The sequence below is a fragment of the Pseudomonas sp. 2,4-D genome, assembly GCF_030418155.1.
Taxonomy (GTDB): Bacteria; Pseudomonadota; Gammaproteobacteria; order Pseudomonadales; family Pseudomonadaceae; genus Aquipseudomonas; species Aquipseudomonas alloputida.
On sequence record NZ_JAUHUI010000019.1, the window covers coordinates 1 to 14,012 of the forward strand.

The 14,012-nt window shown below is 62.2% G+C and carries 14 protein-coding genes; 8 read left to right on the forward strand and 6 right to left on the reverse strand.

Translation table 11 applies throughout. The features are described 5' to 3' along the window. On the forward strand, positions 1–91 hold a 91-nt coding region (locus tag QYE47_RS15065), incomplete at its 5' end, for an IS3 family transposase (protein ID WP_144180385.1). Between the two features lie 125 nt (positions 92–216). Here the strand turns inward: QYE47_RS15065 and QYE47_RS15070 are convergent. Continuing rightward, on the reverse strand, positions 217–1,536 hold the full coding sequence (locus tag QYE47_RS15070; protein WP_003255784.1) for an OprD family porin: 1,320 nt from the start codon (positions 1,534–1,536) through the stop codon (positions 217–219). Positions 1,537–2,010: 474 nt separating this feature from the next. Between QYE47_RS15070 and QYE47_RS15075 the strand changes: the two genes are divergently transcribed. Next, positions 2,011–4,080, forward strand: a complete 2,070-nt coding sequence (locus QYE47_RS15075; protein WP_014589351.1) for a TonB-dependent siderophore receptor — start codon at positions 2,011–2,013, stop codon at positions 4,078–4,080. A 66-nt stretch (positions 4,081–4,146) separates the two neighbouring features. On the opposite strand, the gene QYE47_RS15080 is transcribed toward QYE47_RS15075, so the two are convergent. Together QYE47_RS15080 and aguA are read right to left on the reverse strand one after the other, a co-directional pair. Continuing rightward, positions 4,147–4,344 carry a hypothetical protein gene (locus QYE47_RS15080; RefSeq protein WP_011953221.1) on the reverse strand — a complete coding sequence of 66 codons (198 nt, stop codon included), beginning with the start codon at positions 4,342–4,344 and terminating at the stop codon, positions 4,147–4,149. Positions 4,345–4,536: 192 nt separating this feature from the next. Continuing rightward, on the reverse strand, positions 4,537–5,643 hold the full coding sequence (gene aguA, locus QYE47_RS15085; RefSeq protein ID WP_014589350.1) for an agmatine deiminase: 1,107 nt from the start codon (positions 5,641–5,643) through the stop codon (positions 4,537–4,539). 276 nt (positions 5,644–5,919) lie between these two features. Between aguA and rfbC the strand changes: the two genes are divergently transcribed. From rfbC to QYE47_RS15105, 4 genes are read left to right on the forward strand one after another with little or no spacing between them, the layout of a single operon-like run. Continuing rightward, positions 5,920–6,465: a dTDP-4-dehydrorhamnose 3,5-epimerase gene (gene rfbC / locus QYE47_RS15090; RefSeq protein WP_014589349.1), complete on the forward strand. Its 546-nt coding sequence runs from the start codon at positions 5,920–5,922 to the stop codon at positions 6,463–6,465. Positions 6,466–6,507: 42 nt separating this feature from the next. Continuing rightward, the gene (locus QYE47_RS15095; RefSeq protein WP_014589348.1) at positions 6,508–8,322 is read left to right on the forward strand and encodes an ATP-binding protein; all 1,815 of its coding nucleotides are present in this window, start codon (positions 6,508–6,510) and stop codon (positions 8,320–8,322) included. Further along, positions 8,319–9,725 carry a sigma-54 dependent transcriptional regulator gene (locus QYE47_RS15100; RefSeq protein WP_014589347.1) on the forward strand — a complete coding sequence of 469 codons (1,407 nt, stop codon included), beginning with the start codon at positions 8,319–8,321 and terminating at the stop codon, positions 9,723–9,725. The genes QYE47_RS15095 and QYE47_RS15100 overlap by 4 nt, the downstream gene beginning before the upstream one ends. Further along, complete coding sequence (locus tag QYE47_RS15105; RefSeq protein WP_014589346.1) at positions 9,725–10,180, forward strand: YiiD C-terminal domain-containing protein; 456 nt, start codon at positions 9,725–9,727, stop codon at positions 10,178–10,180. Before QYE47_RS15100 ends, QYE47_RS15105 begins: the two co-directional genes overlap by 1 nt. A gap of 160 nt (positions 10,181–10,340) precedes the next feature. Here QYE47_RS15105 and cysQ read toward each other — a convergent pair whose 3' ends face one another. Further along, positions 10,341–11,159 carry a 3'(2'),5'-bisphosphate nucleotidase CysQ gene (gene cysQ, locus QYE47_RS15110; RefSeq protein ID WP_014589345.1) on the reverse strand — a complete coding sequence of 273 codons (819 nt, stop codon included), beginning with the start codon at positions 11,157–11,159 and terminating at the stop codon, positions 10,341–10,343. Then, on the reverse strand, positions 11,156–11,722 hold the full coding sequence (gene nudE / locus QYE47_RS15115; protein ID WP_003255794.1) for an ADP compounds hydrolase NudE: 567 nt from the start codon (positions 11,720–11,722) through the stop codon (positions 11,156–11,158). Before nudE ends, cysQ begins: the two co-directional genes overlap by 4 nt. Positions 11,723–11,786: 64 nt before the next feature. Between nudE and yrfG the strand changes: the two genes are divergently transcribed. Further along, the gene (yrfG, locus tag QYE47_RS15120) at positions 11,787–12,449 is read left to right on the forward strand and encodes a GMP/IMP nucleotidase (protein WP_003255795.1); all 663 of its coding nucleotides are present in this window, start codon (positions 11,787–11,789) and stop codon (positions 12,447–12,449) included. A gap of 111 nt (positions 12,450–12,560) precedes the next feature. Here the strand turns inward: yrfG and lysM are convergent, their stop codons facing one another. After that, positions 12,561–13,001 (reverse strand): peptidoglycan-binding protein LysM, encoded by a 441-nt coding sequence (gene lysM, locus QYE47_RS15125; RefSeq protein ID WP_014589344.1) that lies wholly within the window; start codon positions 12,999–13,001, stop codon positions 12,561–12,563. Positions 13,002–13,176: 175 nt separating this feature from the next. On the opposite strand from lysM, the gene fdhD reads away from it, so the two are divergent. After that, entirely contained in the window at positions 13,177–14,007 is an 831-nt protein-coding gene (gene fdhD, locus QYE47_RS15130; RefSeq protein WP_019438880.1) for a formate dehydrogenase accessory sulfurtransferase FdhD, read from the forward strand. The last annotated feature ends 5 nt before the right edge of the window (positions 14,008–14,012 follow it).

Genomic DNA, 14,012 nt, shown 5'->3' on the forward strand with positions numbered 1-14,012 from the left:
TGAGTACATTCACTACTACAACCATGATCGCATCAAGCTGAGACTCAATGGCCTGAGCCCTGTGGAATACAGGGCTCAGGCTGCAGCTTAAAACTGTCCAACTTTTGGGGGGCAGTCCAATTGCAGCGCCAGCGAAGGCAACGCTGTACCTGTGGGAGCGGGCAAGCCCGCGAAGGGCCGCAGCGCGGCCCCAGCATTCATGCAAGCAACCGCAGATCAGAAGATGCTGATCGGGTACTCGACGAATACGCGGACTTCGTTGCCGTCGTCGTTGTAACCGTTCTGCTGCACAGCGTTGTTGGTACGCAAGAACGAGCTACGCAGCTTGATCGACAGGTCCTTGGCCGGGCCGTCCTGCACCACGTAACGGATCTGGTTGAAGATCTCGCGCTCTTTACCTTCGCCGAAGCCTTGCGGGTTGGCGACGTTACGGGTGTTGATGTTGTCACCCACCACGTAAGCCAGCTTGTAGGTCAGGCCCGGAATGCCGTAGGCACCAAAGTCCAGGCCGTAGCCCAACTGCCAGGAGCGCTCGTCTTCGGCGTTGAAGTCGGACCAGTACGAGTTGGCCAGGTAGATGGTGGAACCACCGTCACCCACGCCGCCGGCGTTCTGGTAGAAGCCGTAGTTGTAGCCAGTGCTGCCGGTGCTGCGCTGGTGAGCGAGGGTGAACGAGTGCGCACCGTACGCGTAGGTGGCAGCAAGGCTCCAGATGGTGTTGGAGTCGCCGTTCAGGCCTGCGGCTTTTACGTACTTGTTGTTGATGTCCGACTTGTAGCCGTTGAAGTCCAGGGTCAGGGACTGGTCGCTGGCGATCGGGAAGACGTAGTTCAAGCCCAGGTAGTGCTTCTTCATCACATCTTCGTTGTCGGCGGTGTACAGCGAAGCGGTGAAGTTGTCGGTGAACTTGTAGCTGCCACCTAAGACGTTGATCGACTTCAGGCCCCCACCATCACGGCGCTCGGCGCTCTTGCGCGCTTCCTGGGTGAAGCGGCCGGCGTTCAGTTCCAGGCCCTGGATCTCTTTGGAGGTGATCAGGGTGCCGGTGAAGCTTTCTGGGAGCAGTCGTGCATCGTCGTACTGCAGCACTGGCAGTGCTGGCATCTGGTCACCGTACTTCAGCACGGTGTTGGAAATGCGGAATTTCACAGCAGCACCACCACGCGCCAGGTTGTGCGGCGAGCTGGCGTTGCCTTCGGCATTGGTGGTTTCGTGCGGTTTGAAGAAGTCTACGCCGCCACCACCGTTGTGACCTTTGCCGCCATCCAGGCGCACGGCGTACAGGCCGAATGCGTCAACACCGACGCCAACGGTGCCTTGGGTGAAACCGGAGGAGAAGTTGGCGATGAACGCCTGGCCCCATTCGATCTGGTCGTCGGTGCCATGCTTCTTGTCACGGTTGATGTAGGCGTTACGCAGAAGGACGTTGGCGTGACTGTCCTCGATGAAGCCCTTGCTGTCAGCCTGGTCATTGGCCTGAGCCTGGGTCGCGGCGATCATCGCCAGGGCGACCAGGCTGATCCTGGTTTTCAACATGTTGTTTTCCTTATTTCTTAATCAAAAACGCGCTGCAAAATGACGCCAGGAACCAACGCCCCTTCGTAGGTTCGACGCTATGCGGATCCAGCCGGGTGGGCCGACCGGTAATTTCACGGCGGCCCTTGGCAGCAGCTTGGCCAATACCATGGCCAGCAGGCGTTGGCCGAATCCTAGCCGTGTGCGATTACAAATGTCAAAAAGTCGTGAAATGCAGGTTGATATAACCGAAATTACCGGCCTGTCTGGTGCATTTCCATGCAGGTTTGCGCTATCAGCGGACAATTTATCTTGTGTAGGAATTTGCCATTTGATCGAACGGACAATTTCCTGGGAGCAGGCAGAGCGTGGCCGCAGAGGCTGTTACAAACGGACACATATGTAAAGACAAGCCTTTACAAATACCCAAGCAAGAGTAAATAGCAAGCATTACCATTCGCACTTAATTTTCAACTGTCCGGTTTGAATGTGCCCATGCTTGTACCCTGCCGTCTTTCACCCCTGACGCTTGGCCTGTCGCTGCTTTTCAGCGCCAGCCTGGCCAGTGCCGCCACCACCACACTGCCGGAGTCGTCGGTTACCGCCGACAGCGAACGCGAGAAGGACAACCCGCGGGTCAAGGAGGTGAGCACCGCAACCCGCACCTCGACGCCCGTGCGTTATGTGCCGCAGGCCATCGATACGGTGAAAACCGCCAATGTGCTGGATTACGGCAGCAACACGCTGGGCAAGGCGCTGGAGGGTATCCCCAACGTCAGCAGCGGCGCCGACACCCGTTTTGACAGCGTACGCATCCGCGGCTTCGAGGCCAGCAACGACTTCTACCTGGACGGTATCCGCGACGACAGCCAGTACATCCGCGACCTGCACAACATCGAGCGGGTCGAAGTGCTGAAGGGGCCTGCAGCGGTACTGTATGGCCGTGGCAGCCAGGGCGGCATCGTCAACAGGGTCAGCAAGGCACCGGAGCCGGGTCGCCGCTCGACCATCGAAGCGCAGGCCGGCAGCGAAGACCTGCGCAGCCTGTATGCCGACCTCAGCGCCGACCCCAGCGACACGGTCAGCCTGCGCCTGAACATGGGCAACCAGGACAACAACAGCTTCCGCGATGGTATCGACGGCAGCCGCCAACTGTTCGCCCCGTCGATCAGCTGGCAGATCACCCCCGACCTGAACTGGCTGGTGCAGTACGAATACAGCCGCTACAACCGCACACCAGACCGGGGCATCCCGAGTGTCAACGGCCGCCCGGCAGACGTCAGCCGCAGCGCCACCTACGGCGACAATCGCGACTACATTGACGACCGCGCCCAGTCGCTGCGCTCGCGCCTGAACTACCAGCTGAACGAAACCTGGCAGCTGCGCCACACCCTGGGCCTGTTCAAACTCGACAGCGAGTTCGACAACACCTATGTCACGGGCTACAACGCCGGCACCAATACCTTGACCCGCCAACGCTGGCAGCAGGACCTGAACACCCGCAACCTGTTCAACAACCTGGAGGCCGAGGGCGACTTCGACACCTTGGGCCTTGAACACAAGCTGCTGCTGGGCCTGGAGTTCGGCAACCAGCGGCGCGATCCGCTGCTATACAGCGCCGGCAGCCAGAGCCTGCCAGGCCTGGGAAAACCCAGCCAGCCGCACAATGGTACGTTGGCGGTATCGAGCAACAACCACACCGTGGTCGACAGCCGCGGGGTTTATCTGCAGGACCAGATTCGCCTGAACGATCAGTGGCAGGTTCTCGCCGGCGTGCGCTTTGACCAGTTCGAAGTGGAAACCACCAACAAGGATGGCGTGCGCGAACCGCAGGACAGCAACAGTACCAGCCCACGCCTGGGCGTGGTCTACACACCATGGCGCGACCATTCGTTCTACGCCTCGTGGAGCAAGACTTTCTCACCGGTGGGTGGCGGCTTGATCGGCATCACCCCGGGGGCGCCGGGCAACACCAATAAAACCGACCCGGAAGAGACCCGGCAGAAGGAAATCGGGGTGAAAAGTGACTGGCTCGACCAGCGCCTGACCACCACCCTGGCGATCTACGAGCTGGAGCTTTACAACCGCCGCACCCGCGACCCGAACGACCCGAACATCATCTTGCTCAGCGGCATGCAGCGTTCGCGCGGCATCGAACTGACGGCCACCGGCAACATCGTCGGCAACTGGTATGTACGCGGCGGCATTGGCCTGCAGGATGCGATCATCGTCAAGGACAATAACGGCCAGGAAGGCAACCGCATCAATGACGTGGCCAAGCGCAATGGCAGCCTGTTCGTGACCTGGAAGCCAGAATTGGGGTGGTACGCCGAAACCGGACTGACACTGGTGGGCGAACGTTATGCGGACAACCAGAACACCACAGTATTGCCAGGGTATGGCCGTTGGGATGCACTGGCGGGGTATCGGACCCATGACTGGGATGTGCGGGCGGCATTGAGCAACATTGCTGACAAGACCTACTACAGCTCGGCGACCAGTGCGGCGCAGATCCAGGTGGGCGATCCACGTAGCCTTGTGGTGACGGGTAGCTACAGTTTCTGATCTTAGTTGCCTGTACCTGCCTCTTCGCGGGCATGCCCGCGAAGAGGCAGGTACAGGTGCAATCGATCAGTGCCACACCGCCATCAGCGCCTGCATCTCTGCTTCGCTGATCAACCCTTGGGGGTATCGCCCGGCAAGCAGACGTCGTGGGTCGGTCGTCCTGACCCTGATGCTTCCATGGTGTTTCAACCGCTTCGCCAAAAGCCTGAGCGATTGGCGATCAACTGCCGATGGGCGCAAAGCCGACTCACTTGCTGCGTTCATGTCCACACGTACTCCCTGGCCCGTGAGCGGCTAATTTACGTAGGTATTGTTACAGATCAGAGGCGCGGCCTGACCGTGCCATCTCGCTATCTGCTTGAAAAACAATACAAAACGTATGCCAGCTCGGCCTCCGGGCGTCGCCCGCGCAAAAAAGAGGCCCGTCACATGACGGGCCTCTCATTCATTACGGGCTCAGCGCTTGACCGGCGCCGGCTGCTGCTGGGTCAGGCAGTGAATGTTGCCGCCACCCAAGAGCAGCTCGCGGCCCGGGATCATCACCACCTCATGGTCGGGGAAGATCCTTGCCAGGATCGCTCTGGCTTCAGCATCTGCCGGGTCGTCGAAGCTTGGGGCAATGATGCCACCGTTGACGATCAGGAAGTTCACGTACGAACCCGCCAGGCGCACCGACGGGTCACGCTCCTGGCTGCCGGCGACCTGGTCGACACCGGCGCACTCTTCGGCAGTGGCGAACAGCGGGCCCGGGATCGGCATCTTGTGCACGATGAATTCGCGGCCCTTGGCGTCGCGGGTGTTCTTCAGCACATCCATGGCCGCGTGGCAGCGCGCATAGTTGGGGTCGTTGGAATCATCGGTCCAGGCCAGTAACACTTCACCCGGGCGCACGTAACAGCAGAAGTTGTCGACGTGACCGTCGGTTTCGTCGTTGTACAGGCCATCGGGCAGCCATACCACGGTGTCGACCGCCAAGTGATCGCGCAGCACCGCTTCGATCTGCTCGCGGCTCAGGTGCGGATTGCGGTTGCGGTTGAGCAGGCATTCCTCAGTGGTGATCACGGTGCCTTCACCGTCTACGTGGATCGAACCACCTTCCAGCACAAAACCTTCGGTCTGGTAGCGCTGGCAGCGCTCCATTTCCAGCAGCTTGGCGGCCAGTTCCTCGTCGCGGTTCCAAGGTGCGTACAGGCCGCCATCGAAGCCGCCCCAGGCATTGAAGCCCCAATCTACGCCGCGTACTTCGCCATGGTCGTTGATGACGAAGGTCGGGCCGGTGTCACGCACCCAGGCATCGTCGTTGCTGATTTCAACCACACGAATGTTCGGCTGGTCGAGTTGGCGACGGGCGTTCTCGTACTGGCCGGCGGAAGCCGCGACGGTCACAGGTTCGAAACGGGCAATGGCCTTGGCCAGGGTTACGTGGGCAGCCTGCGCCGGCTTGCCGCCCAGGCGCCAGTTGTCCGGGCGCTCCGGCCAGACCATCCATACCTGAGTTTGCGGGGCCCACTCGGCGGGCATGTGGAAACCATCGGCACGGGGCGTGGAGTTGAGGGTTTTCATGGGTGACCTCTGTGATGGCCCTGAGCCGGGTATGCTGGGGCGTTTGCCAATTTATAACCGATATATATCGATATTTGAAGCCTGAAAATCGAAGAATGCCGCGCCATTCGGCGAATTTAAATCGATAACAATCGACACTGTCAGCGCTGGTCTGGTGAAAGGAGCGGCCTGCTGTCTACCATAGCCACACCTTATGCATCCTGTTACAGCTACGCGCGGAAATTTCCGGCAAGGCCGACTAGGGTCAATACTTGAGCGACGGGCCAGCGAGCCGCTATGAACATCATCCCTACAGCAATCCCTGAAGTACTGATCATCGAGCCAAAGGTGTTCGCTGACAGCCGTGGTTTTTTCTTCGAGGCATTCAACGCCCGTGAGTTCTCACAGCAAACCGGCGTGAACGTGGCGTTCGTCCAGGACAACCACTCGCGCTCCATCAAGGGCGTGCTCCGTGGGCTGCACTACCAGGTGGCAAACACCCAGGGCAAGCTGGTGCGCGTGGTGCACGGGGAGATCCGCGATATCGCCGTGGACGTGCGCAAAAGCTCACCAACATTCGGCAAATGGGTTGCGGTACACCTGTCGGCCGACAACCACCGCCAGCTGTGGATTCCGCCCGGCTTCGCCCACGGTTTTGCGGTGATGAGTGAATCGGCCGAGTTCCTCTACAAGACCACCGACTACTACAACCCGGGCGCCGACCGCTGTATCCGCTGGGACGACCCGCAACTGGACATCGACTGGGGGCTGCAGCAGCCACCGCTGTTATCGGACAAGGACAAGGTAGGCCTGCCATTGGCAGAGGCGGAACTGCTGCCTTAAGTAGCGCATAATTGCGTCAGACTTTTCTGGCGCATTTACGTGATGATTGCAAAACCGACGCCCCCACGCCGTCCCCGCTGGCGCAGCCTGGCCCTGCTGGCGCTGAGCCTGGCCCCATTGCTGTGGCCCCTGCATCATTTGGCCGAACGCTATTACCAGGAAGAACTGGCCTCGCAGAACCGCCAGACCCTCGACCTGTATGTCGCCAACCTGCTCGGCACCCTGCACCGTTACGAAACCCTGCCGCAAATTCTCGGCGACCTGCCAGCGCTGCGTGGCGTGCTGGCCGACCCTTTCCGCCTGGAAGCGGTGACCAACGCCAACCGCCTGCTCAAGGATATCGTGCAGCAGACCGGTGCCGAGGTGATGTACCTGATGGACGTCAGCGGCAACACCTTGGCCGCCTCAAACTGGGACAAGCACGACAGCTTCGTCGGCCGAAACTTCGCCTTCCGCCCCTACTTCAACGAAGCCATGGCTGGCCACCTGGGCCGCTTCTTCGGCCAGGGCACCACCTCGGCCAAGCGGGGCTACTTCTTTGCCGCGGCCGTGCGCGACCGCGAGCGGATCGTCGGCGTGCTGGTGGTCAAAGTCGATCTCGATCACACCGAAACCCTGTGGGGCCGTACGCCCGAGCAGCTGTTGCTGACCGATCACAATGGCGTGGTCATCCTGACTTCGCGTCCCGACTGGCGCTTCCGTGCTACCCGCACGCTGACCGACGCCGAGCGCCAGGCCATCATCGCCATCCAGCCCTATCCGACCCAGGCCCCACAGCCGCTGGTTCTCAACCCGCAGGCCTGGATCACCCAGACCCGCGACATCAAGGAAACTGGTTGGCAAGTCAGCATCCTTGCCCCGCGCACGCTGGTTGATCGCTCGGTGCAGACGGTAATGGCCATCGGTGCCGGTACGCTGCTGGTACTGATGTTGCTGGCAGGCCTGGTGATGCAACGGCGGCGCCATTACATCGACCGCATCGACTTCGAAGCCCGTGGCCGCCAGGAACTGGAAAAGCGCGTGGCCGAACGTACCGCCGACCTTGAAGGCCTGAACACCCGCCTGAAAAATGCCGTGCTGGAGCGCGAAAACGCTCAGCAGGAGGCAGTGCGCGCACAGGACGAACTGGTGCAGGCCGGCAAGCTGTCGGTGCTCGGCACCATGTCGGCCAGTATCAGCCATGAGTTGAACCAGCCCCTGGCCGCCATCCGCAGCTACGCAGAAAACGCCGAGATCCTGCTCGACCACCAACGTACCGAAGACGCCCGCGGCAACCTCAAGCTGATCGGCGAGCTGACCGGGCGCATGGCCTCGATCATTGCCCACCTGCGTGCCTTCGCCCGTCGTGACCGCCATGCCCCGGAGAGCGTGGCCCTGCAGCCGGCCCTGGACGATGCCCTGGCGCTACTGGCCAAGCGCCGCCGGGCGATGGCCGTAGAGCTGATCCGCGACCTGCCGGAAGCCACCTTGTGGGTACAGGCCGGCGAAACCCGCCTGCGCCAAGTGCTAGGCAACCTGCTGGCCAATGCCCTCGACGCCCTGACCGAAAAGGCCAACCCGCGCCGCCTGTGGCTAAGTGCCGAGCAGCGTGATGACTGCGTCTACCTGTACATCCGTGACAACGGCCCCGGTTTCAGCCGCCAGGCCCTGGAGCACGCCAAGGAGCCGTTCTTCACCACCAAGACCCGCACCCAGGGCCTGGGCCTGGGCCTGGCCATCTGTGAAAGCCTGATGCGCGCCCTGGGCGGTGAACTGCTGCTGGCCAACCACCCGGAAGGTGGCGCAATGCTGACCCTCCAGCTGCGTGTGGCCGCATCTGGCGCTACTTTGCCCAATTCGGAGGACCCCTCGGCATGACCACCGAGACACTGATCGACAGCCGAGCCCAGGTCATCCTGGTCGACGATGACCCCCACCTGCGCCAAGCCTTGAGCCAGACCCTGGACCTGGCCGGGCTCAAGGTAGTCGCCCTGGCCGAAGCCCAAGGCCTGGCCGAGCGCATCGAGGCCGACTGGCCCGGCGTGGTGGTCAGCGACATCCGCATGCCGGGCATCGATGGCCTGCAGTTGCTGGAACAACTGCACGGCCGCGACAGCGAACTGCCGGTGCTGCTGATTACCGGCCATGGCGATGTGCCGCTGGCGGTGCAGGCGATGCGCGCCGGGGCTTATGACTTCCTGGAAAAACCCTTTGCCACAGACGCCCTGCTCGACAGCGTGCGCCGCGCCCTGGCTTTGCGCCGGCTGGTGCTGGACAACCGTAGCCTGCGTCTGGCACTGAGCGACCGCCAGCAACTGGCAACCCGCCTGGTCGGCCATTCACCGGCGATGCTGCGCCTGCGCGAACAGATCGGCGCCTTGGCCGGCACCCGCGCCGACGTGTTGATTCTGGGCGAAACCGGCGCTGGCAAAGAGGTGGTGGCCCGCGCGCTGCACGACTTGTCCAGCCGCAGCGAAGGGCCGTTCGTGGCGATCAACGCCGGCGCGCTGGCCGAATCGGTGGTCGAAAGCGAACTGTTCGGCCACGAGCCCGGTGCATTCACCGGCGCGCAGAAACGCCGTATCGGCAAGTTCGAATTTGCCAACGGCGGTACACTGTTCCTCGACGAAATCGAGAGCATGAGCCTGGATGTACAGGTGAAGTTGCTGCGCATGCTGCAAGAGCGAGTGGTCGAACGCCTGGGCGGCAACCAGTTGATCCCGCTGGACATCCGCATCATAGCCGCCACCAAGGAAGACCTGCGTCAGGCTGCCGACCAAGGGCGTTTCCGCGCGGACTTGTATTACCGCCTGAACGTGGCGCCGCTGCGTATTCCGCCACTGCGTGAACGCGGCGACGACATATTGGTGTTGTTCCAGCATTTCGCCGATGCTGCCAGCCAACGTCATGGCCTGTCGCCGCATGCGCTGCAACCCGCGCAACGCGCCCTGCTGCTGCGTCATGACTGGCCAGGCAACGTCCGCGAGCTACAGAACGCCGCCGAGCGTTTCGCCCTTGGCCTGGAACTGGCACTGGATGGCCAGGCGCCCTCGGCAGCAGCACCGGCAGCGCCCATGCTCAGCGGCAACCTCAGCGAGCAGGTCGAGCAATTCGAACGCTCGCTGATCGCCGCCGAACTGGCCCAGCCACACGGCTCCATGCGAAGCCTGGCCGAAGCACTGGGTATCCCCCGCAAAACCCTGCACGACAAGCTGCGCAAGCATGGCTTGAACTTCGACGGCGGCAGCGGAGGGCATGACGATCAAGAGGACAACCGTTAATGAGCACCGATAGCCAGTACCTGCAGTCCGTACTGCACAGCGACATCCCCCTGACCCGCGAAATGGGCCTGGAAGTGATCGATTGGCAGCAGCACACCCTGCGCCTGCAACTGCCGCTGGCGGCCAACGTCAATCACAAAAGCACCATGTTCGGCGGCAGCCTGTACTGCGCAGCAGTGCTGGTGGGTTGGGGCTGGCTGCACCTGCGCCTGCGTGAACTGGGGATCAATGACGGGCATATCGTCATCCAGGAAGGGCAGATCAGCTACCCGTTGCCAGTGACCGGCACGGCAGTGGCGCGTTGTACCGCGCCCGACAAAAAGACCTGGGAGCGATTCCTGGCCATGTACCAGCGCCGTGGGCGGGCGCGGTTGCCGTTGGAAACCACCGTGAGTAATGCCGGAAGTGACGAGCCTGCAGTGAAATTCAGCGGCCAGTACGTCTTGCACCGCTAGCCCAGCAGCCGCTGAAAGCAACTGCACTGCACAGAACCCAAAGGCTGGCGCAAAACCTGTGGGAGCGGGCAGGCCCGCGAACACCGGCGAAGCCGGTGCCCCGCACCGCGGTGCCTGCTTCGCGGGCTCGCCCGCTCCCACAGGGTAGGGTGATACTCCGTCAAATCAGGTTCAGGAAGGCCTGGCGCCATGCAGCATTGGCGGGCAATGCCAGGAAGTACGGGTTAAGCAACGACTCGCGCGGCGGATACCGGAATGGCAAGCCATCCAGCCCGATCACCTCGCCGCAGGCCCCTTCCACCACGCCCTGCGCCGCTGCAGTATCCCACTGCGAAGTCGGCGCCAGGCGCGGATAGCAGTCTGCGCTGCCCTCAGCCAGCAGGCAGAACTTCAATGAACTGCCGATATTGGCCAGCTCCAGATCACCCACCGCAGCCCCAAGGCCGGCCAACAGCGCTTCCTGCTCCGGGCTGGAATGCCGACGGCTGGCCACCACGGTAAAACGCTCGCCCTGCGCGGGTGCGTTGCGTACTTGGATCAGCTGGGGTGCCTCACCGGCATCTGCACGCCAGGCCCCCATCCCGCGCCCACCGAAGTAGCAGCGTCCATTGGTCGGCATCGACACCACGCCAAACACCACGTCGCCGTTCTCGATCAGGGCGATGTTGACCGTGAACTCTTCACTGCCGGCAATGAACTCCTTGGTGCCATCCAGCGGATCGACCAGCCACCAGCGGCTCCAACTTTGCCGCTCGGCCAGCGCAATATTGCAGTCCTCTTCGGACAGCACCGGGATCTGCGGCGCCAGCGCCAGCAGGCCATCGGCAATTACCCGGTGCGCCGCCAGGTCGGCGGCGGTAACCGGCGAATCGTCGGCCTTGTTGGTCACCGCGACATCGGCGCGCCAGAATGGCAGGATCGCCTCGCCTGCCGTCAGCGCCAGCTTGACCACTTCGTGCATCAGTTGCAGGTCGTTCATAGCTCCAACAGCCCCCGCTGAATCAGCAGGTCACGGGCCAGGTACAGCGCCGCCAGGGCGCGGCCCTCGGTGAACTGCGGGTGCATGGCCAAGGCCGACAACTCACGCAGGTTGACCTTGTCGACCCGCATCGGCTCAGGCTCGTCGCCTTCCAGGCGCTCTTCGTACAGGTCGCTGGCCAGCACCACCTGAATCTTCTGGCTCATGTAGCCCGGCGACAGCGACAGTTCCGTCAGGTGCTCCAGCTGGCGTGCGCCAAAACCGGCTTCTTCCTTGAGCTCCCGGTCGGCTGCCGCCAGCACGTCTTCGCCCGGCTCGATCAGACCCTTGGGCAACGACAGCTCGTATTCATCGGTGCCACCGCAGTATTCTTCCACCAGCACGGCGTGCTCGGCATCGAGCATGGCCACGATCATCACCGCGCCGTAGCCGTTACCCCGTCCCACCAGGCGCTCATAGGTGCGCTCGGCGCCATTGCTGAAGCGCAGCTGTACGGCTTCGACGCGGAACAGGCGGCTACTGGCGACAATTTCGCGGCTGAGTACGGTGGGTTTCTGGCGCATGGGGCGGCTCCTTGGCGTGAACGGGTTACTATACCGTGGCTTGCCGACTGATCGAGAGTTTCCCATGCCTGTTCTTCCCTGGTCTGCCATCGATACCGTCCTGCTGGACATGGATGGCACCCTGCTCGACCTGCATTACGACAACCGCTTCTGGCTGGACCACCTGCCCCAGCGCTATGCCGAGCTGCACGGTGTAAGCCGGGCCATGGCGGAAATGGAGCTGCAACCGCTGTTCGAACGCAATGCCGGCACATTGAACTGGTACTGCCTGGACTTCTGGAGCCGCGAGCTACGCCTGCCCATTCGCGAGCTGAAGCGGGAAATTGCCGACCTGATTGCCCTGCGCCCGGATGCCGATACCTTCCTGGCGGCGATTCGCCAGGCCGGCAAGCGTGTCGTGATGATCACCAATGCCCACCGTGACTCGCTGTCGCTGAAGCTGGAACGGGTGGAGCTGGCACCGTACTTTGAGCGGCTGATCAGCTCGCACGACTATGGCTACCCGAAGGAGAGCCCGCAGTTCTGGGATGCCCTGCAGGCGGATATCGGCTTCGAACCGGAACGCAGCCTGTTCATTGATGACACGCTGGCAATTCTGCGCAGTGCACGGCGGTTTGGTGTGGGGCACTTGCTGGCGGTGCGCCAGCCGGATAGCAAAGCAGGGCCGCGGGATACTGAAGAGTTTGCGGCGGTCGAGGATTACCGGGAGTTACTGGTAGGCCTATGAGGCCCTCTTCGCGGGTGAACCCGCTCCTACAGTTACTGCGCCAGCCGTGAGAGGGCGCTCAACCTGTGGGAGCGGGCGCGCCCGCGAAGAGGCCGGTACAGGTTTCAGAGATCATTCAGGAATACGCAGCACCTGCCCCGGATAAATCTTGTCCGGGTGCGACAGCATCGGCTTGTTGGCCTCGAAAATCTTGTTGTACTGGTTGGCGTTGCCATAAACCACGACTGAAATGGCCGATAGCGTGTCGCCCTTTTTCACCGTAACGAACCGGGCCGCCTTGACCACTGGCCCTGTCACAGTGATCTGGTCATCCACGCAGGCCACACCATTGATGTTGCCGGCTGCAAGAATGATCTTCTCCTTCTCTTCCTGGCTGGCCACTTCACCCTTGAGGATGATCTTGTCTCCTTCTACAGTGGCGGTGATGTTGGGGTTGCCCAGGCCAACAGCTTCCACGTGTTTCTTAAGCTGCTCGTCGGCATTGGCGTTGCCAGGGGTCAGCAGGTCGATCAACTTCTCGCCGGCTTCCTTCACGAAACTGAACAGGCTCATTGCGCTCTCCTTGTTGACGAAACCTTGGACACAGGAGTCTAGGTCAGCTTTACCACTTCCGCCCTGCGCGACCAATCGACGCGGTCTATCAAGGCATAGACCCTAGCGATTAGACGCCGCCGGCCCACGCGCCTAGGCTTGTGCTATCAGAAAGCCGCCGGTATTCAGCGCCCCGATGAACAGCAAGCCTCCGGTCTGCGCGGCCTCATCGCCCTTGTCCATGCCCGCCGCCAGCAACACCTACGATTACGTCCAGCTCAGCGACGCCAAACGCGACAGCACCCCGCTGGCCGAGGAAGTGGCCCTGGCCATTGTCTATAACGGCCTCAACCAGGCGGTGATGCTGGTCAGCCCTACCGATCTGGAAGACTTCGCCGTCGGTTTCAGCGTCGGCAGCGGCATTGTCGAAGGCACCGCAGAAATCTACGACCTCAAGCTCTCCGGCAGCGGCTCGGCAATGTACGCCGACCTGGAAATCTCCAGCCGGGCGTTCTGGAACCTGAAAAACCAGCGCCGCCAACTGGCCGGCACCAGTGGTTGCGGCCTGTGTGGGGTCGAGGCCCTGGAGCAGGCACTACCGGATCTGGCCGTGTTGCCGGGTGCGCCCCTACCCCCGGCCCAGTGGCTGGTCGGCCTGCGCGAGCGCATCGACGCCTTCCAGCCACTGGGCCAGCATTGCGGTGCCGTGCATGCAGCACTGTTCATGGACCGCCAAGGCCAATTGCTGCTCGGCCGCGAAGACATCGGCCGGCACAACGCCCTCGACAAACTGATCGGCGCCCTGCTGCGGCAACGCATCGACACCCAGGGTGGCCTGGCCATCGTCACCAGCCGCTGCAGCCTGGAGCTGATCCAGAAAGTACTGCGTGCCGGCATCCAGACCCTGGTCAGCCTGTCGGCGCCCACCGGCCTTGCCCTGCAATGGGCGCGCAAGCACAACCTCAACCTTATCCACTTGCCCAAGCACAGCGCACCGCGGGTCTACAGCCCAGCGGCGGAGTCGTAACAGTC

Bases quoted from the DNA above. Each gene is read 5' to 3' on its own strand.
- QYE47_RS15070 (WP_003255784.1), bottom strand. From the start codon at position 1,536: ATGTTGAAAACCAGGATCAGCCTGGTCGCCCTGGCGATGATCGCCGCG.
- QYE47_RS15075 (WP_014589351.1), top strand. From the start codon at position 2,011: ATGCTTGTACCCTGCCGTCTTTCACCCCTGACGCTTGGCCTGTCGCTG.
- QYE47_RS15080 (WP_011953221.1), bottom strand. From the start codon at position 4,344: ATGAACGCAGCAAGTGAGTCGGCTTTGCGCCCATCGGCAGTTGATCGC.
- aguA (WP_014589350.1), bottom strand. From the start codon at position 5,643: ATGAAAACCCTCAACTCCACGCCCCGTGCCGATGGTTTCCACATGCCC.
- rfbC (WP_014589349.1), top strand. From the start codon at position 5,920: ATGAACATCATCCCTACAGCAATCCCTGAAGTACTGATCATCGAGCCA.
- QYE47_RS15095 (WP_014589348.1), top strand. From the start codon at position 6,508: ATGATTGCAAAACCGACGCCCCCACGCCGTCCCCGCTGGCGCAGCCTG.
- QYE47_RS15100 (WP_014589347.1), top strand. From the start codon at position 8,319: ATGACCACCGAGACACTGATCGACAGCCGAGCCCAGGTCATCCTGGTC.
- QYE47_RS15105 (WP_014589346.1), top strand. From the start codon at position 9,725: ATGAGCACCGATAGCCAGTACCTGCAGTCCGTACTGCACAGCGACATC.
- cysQ (WP_014589345.1), bottom strand. From the start codon at position 11,159: ATGAACGACCTGCAACTGATGCACGAAGTGGTCAAGCTGGCGCTGACG.
- nudE (WP_003255794.1), bottom strand. From the start codon at position 11,722: ATGCGCCAGAAACCCACCGTACTCAGCCGCGAAATTGTCGCCAGTAGC.
- yrfG (WP_003255795.1), top strand. From the start codon at position 11,787: ATGCCTGTTCTTCCCTGGTCTGCCATCGATACCGTCCTGCTGGACATG.
- lysM (WP_014589344.1), bottom strand. From the start codon at position 13,001: ATGAGCCTGTTCAGTTTCGTGAAGGAAGCCGGCGAGAAGTTGATCGAC.
- fdhD (WP_019438880.1), top strand. From the start codon at position 13,177: ATGAACAGCAAGCCTCCGGTCTGCGCGGCCTCATCGCCCTTGTCCATG.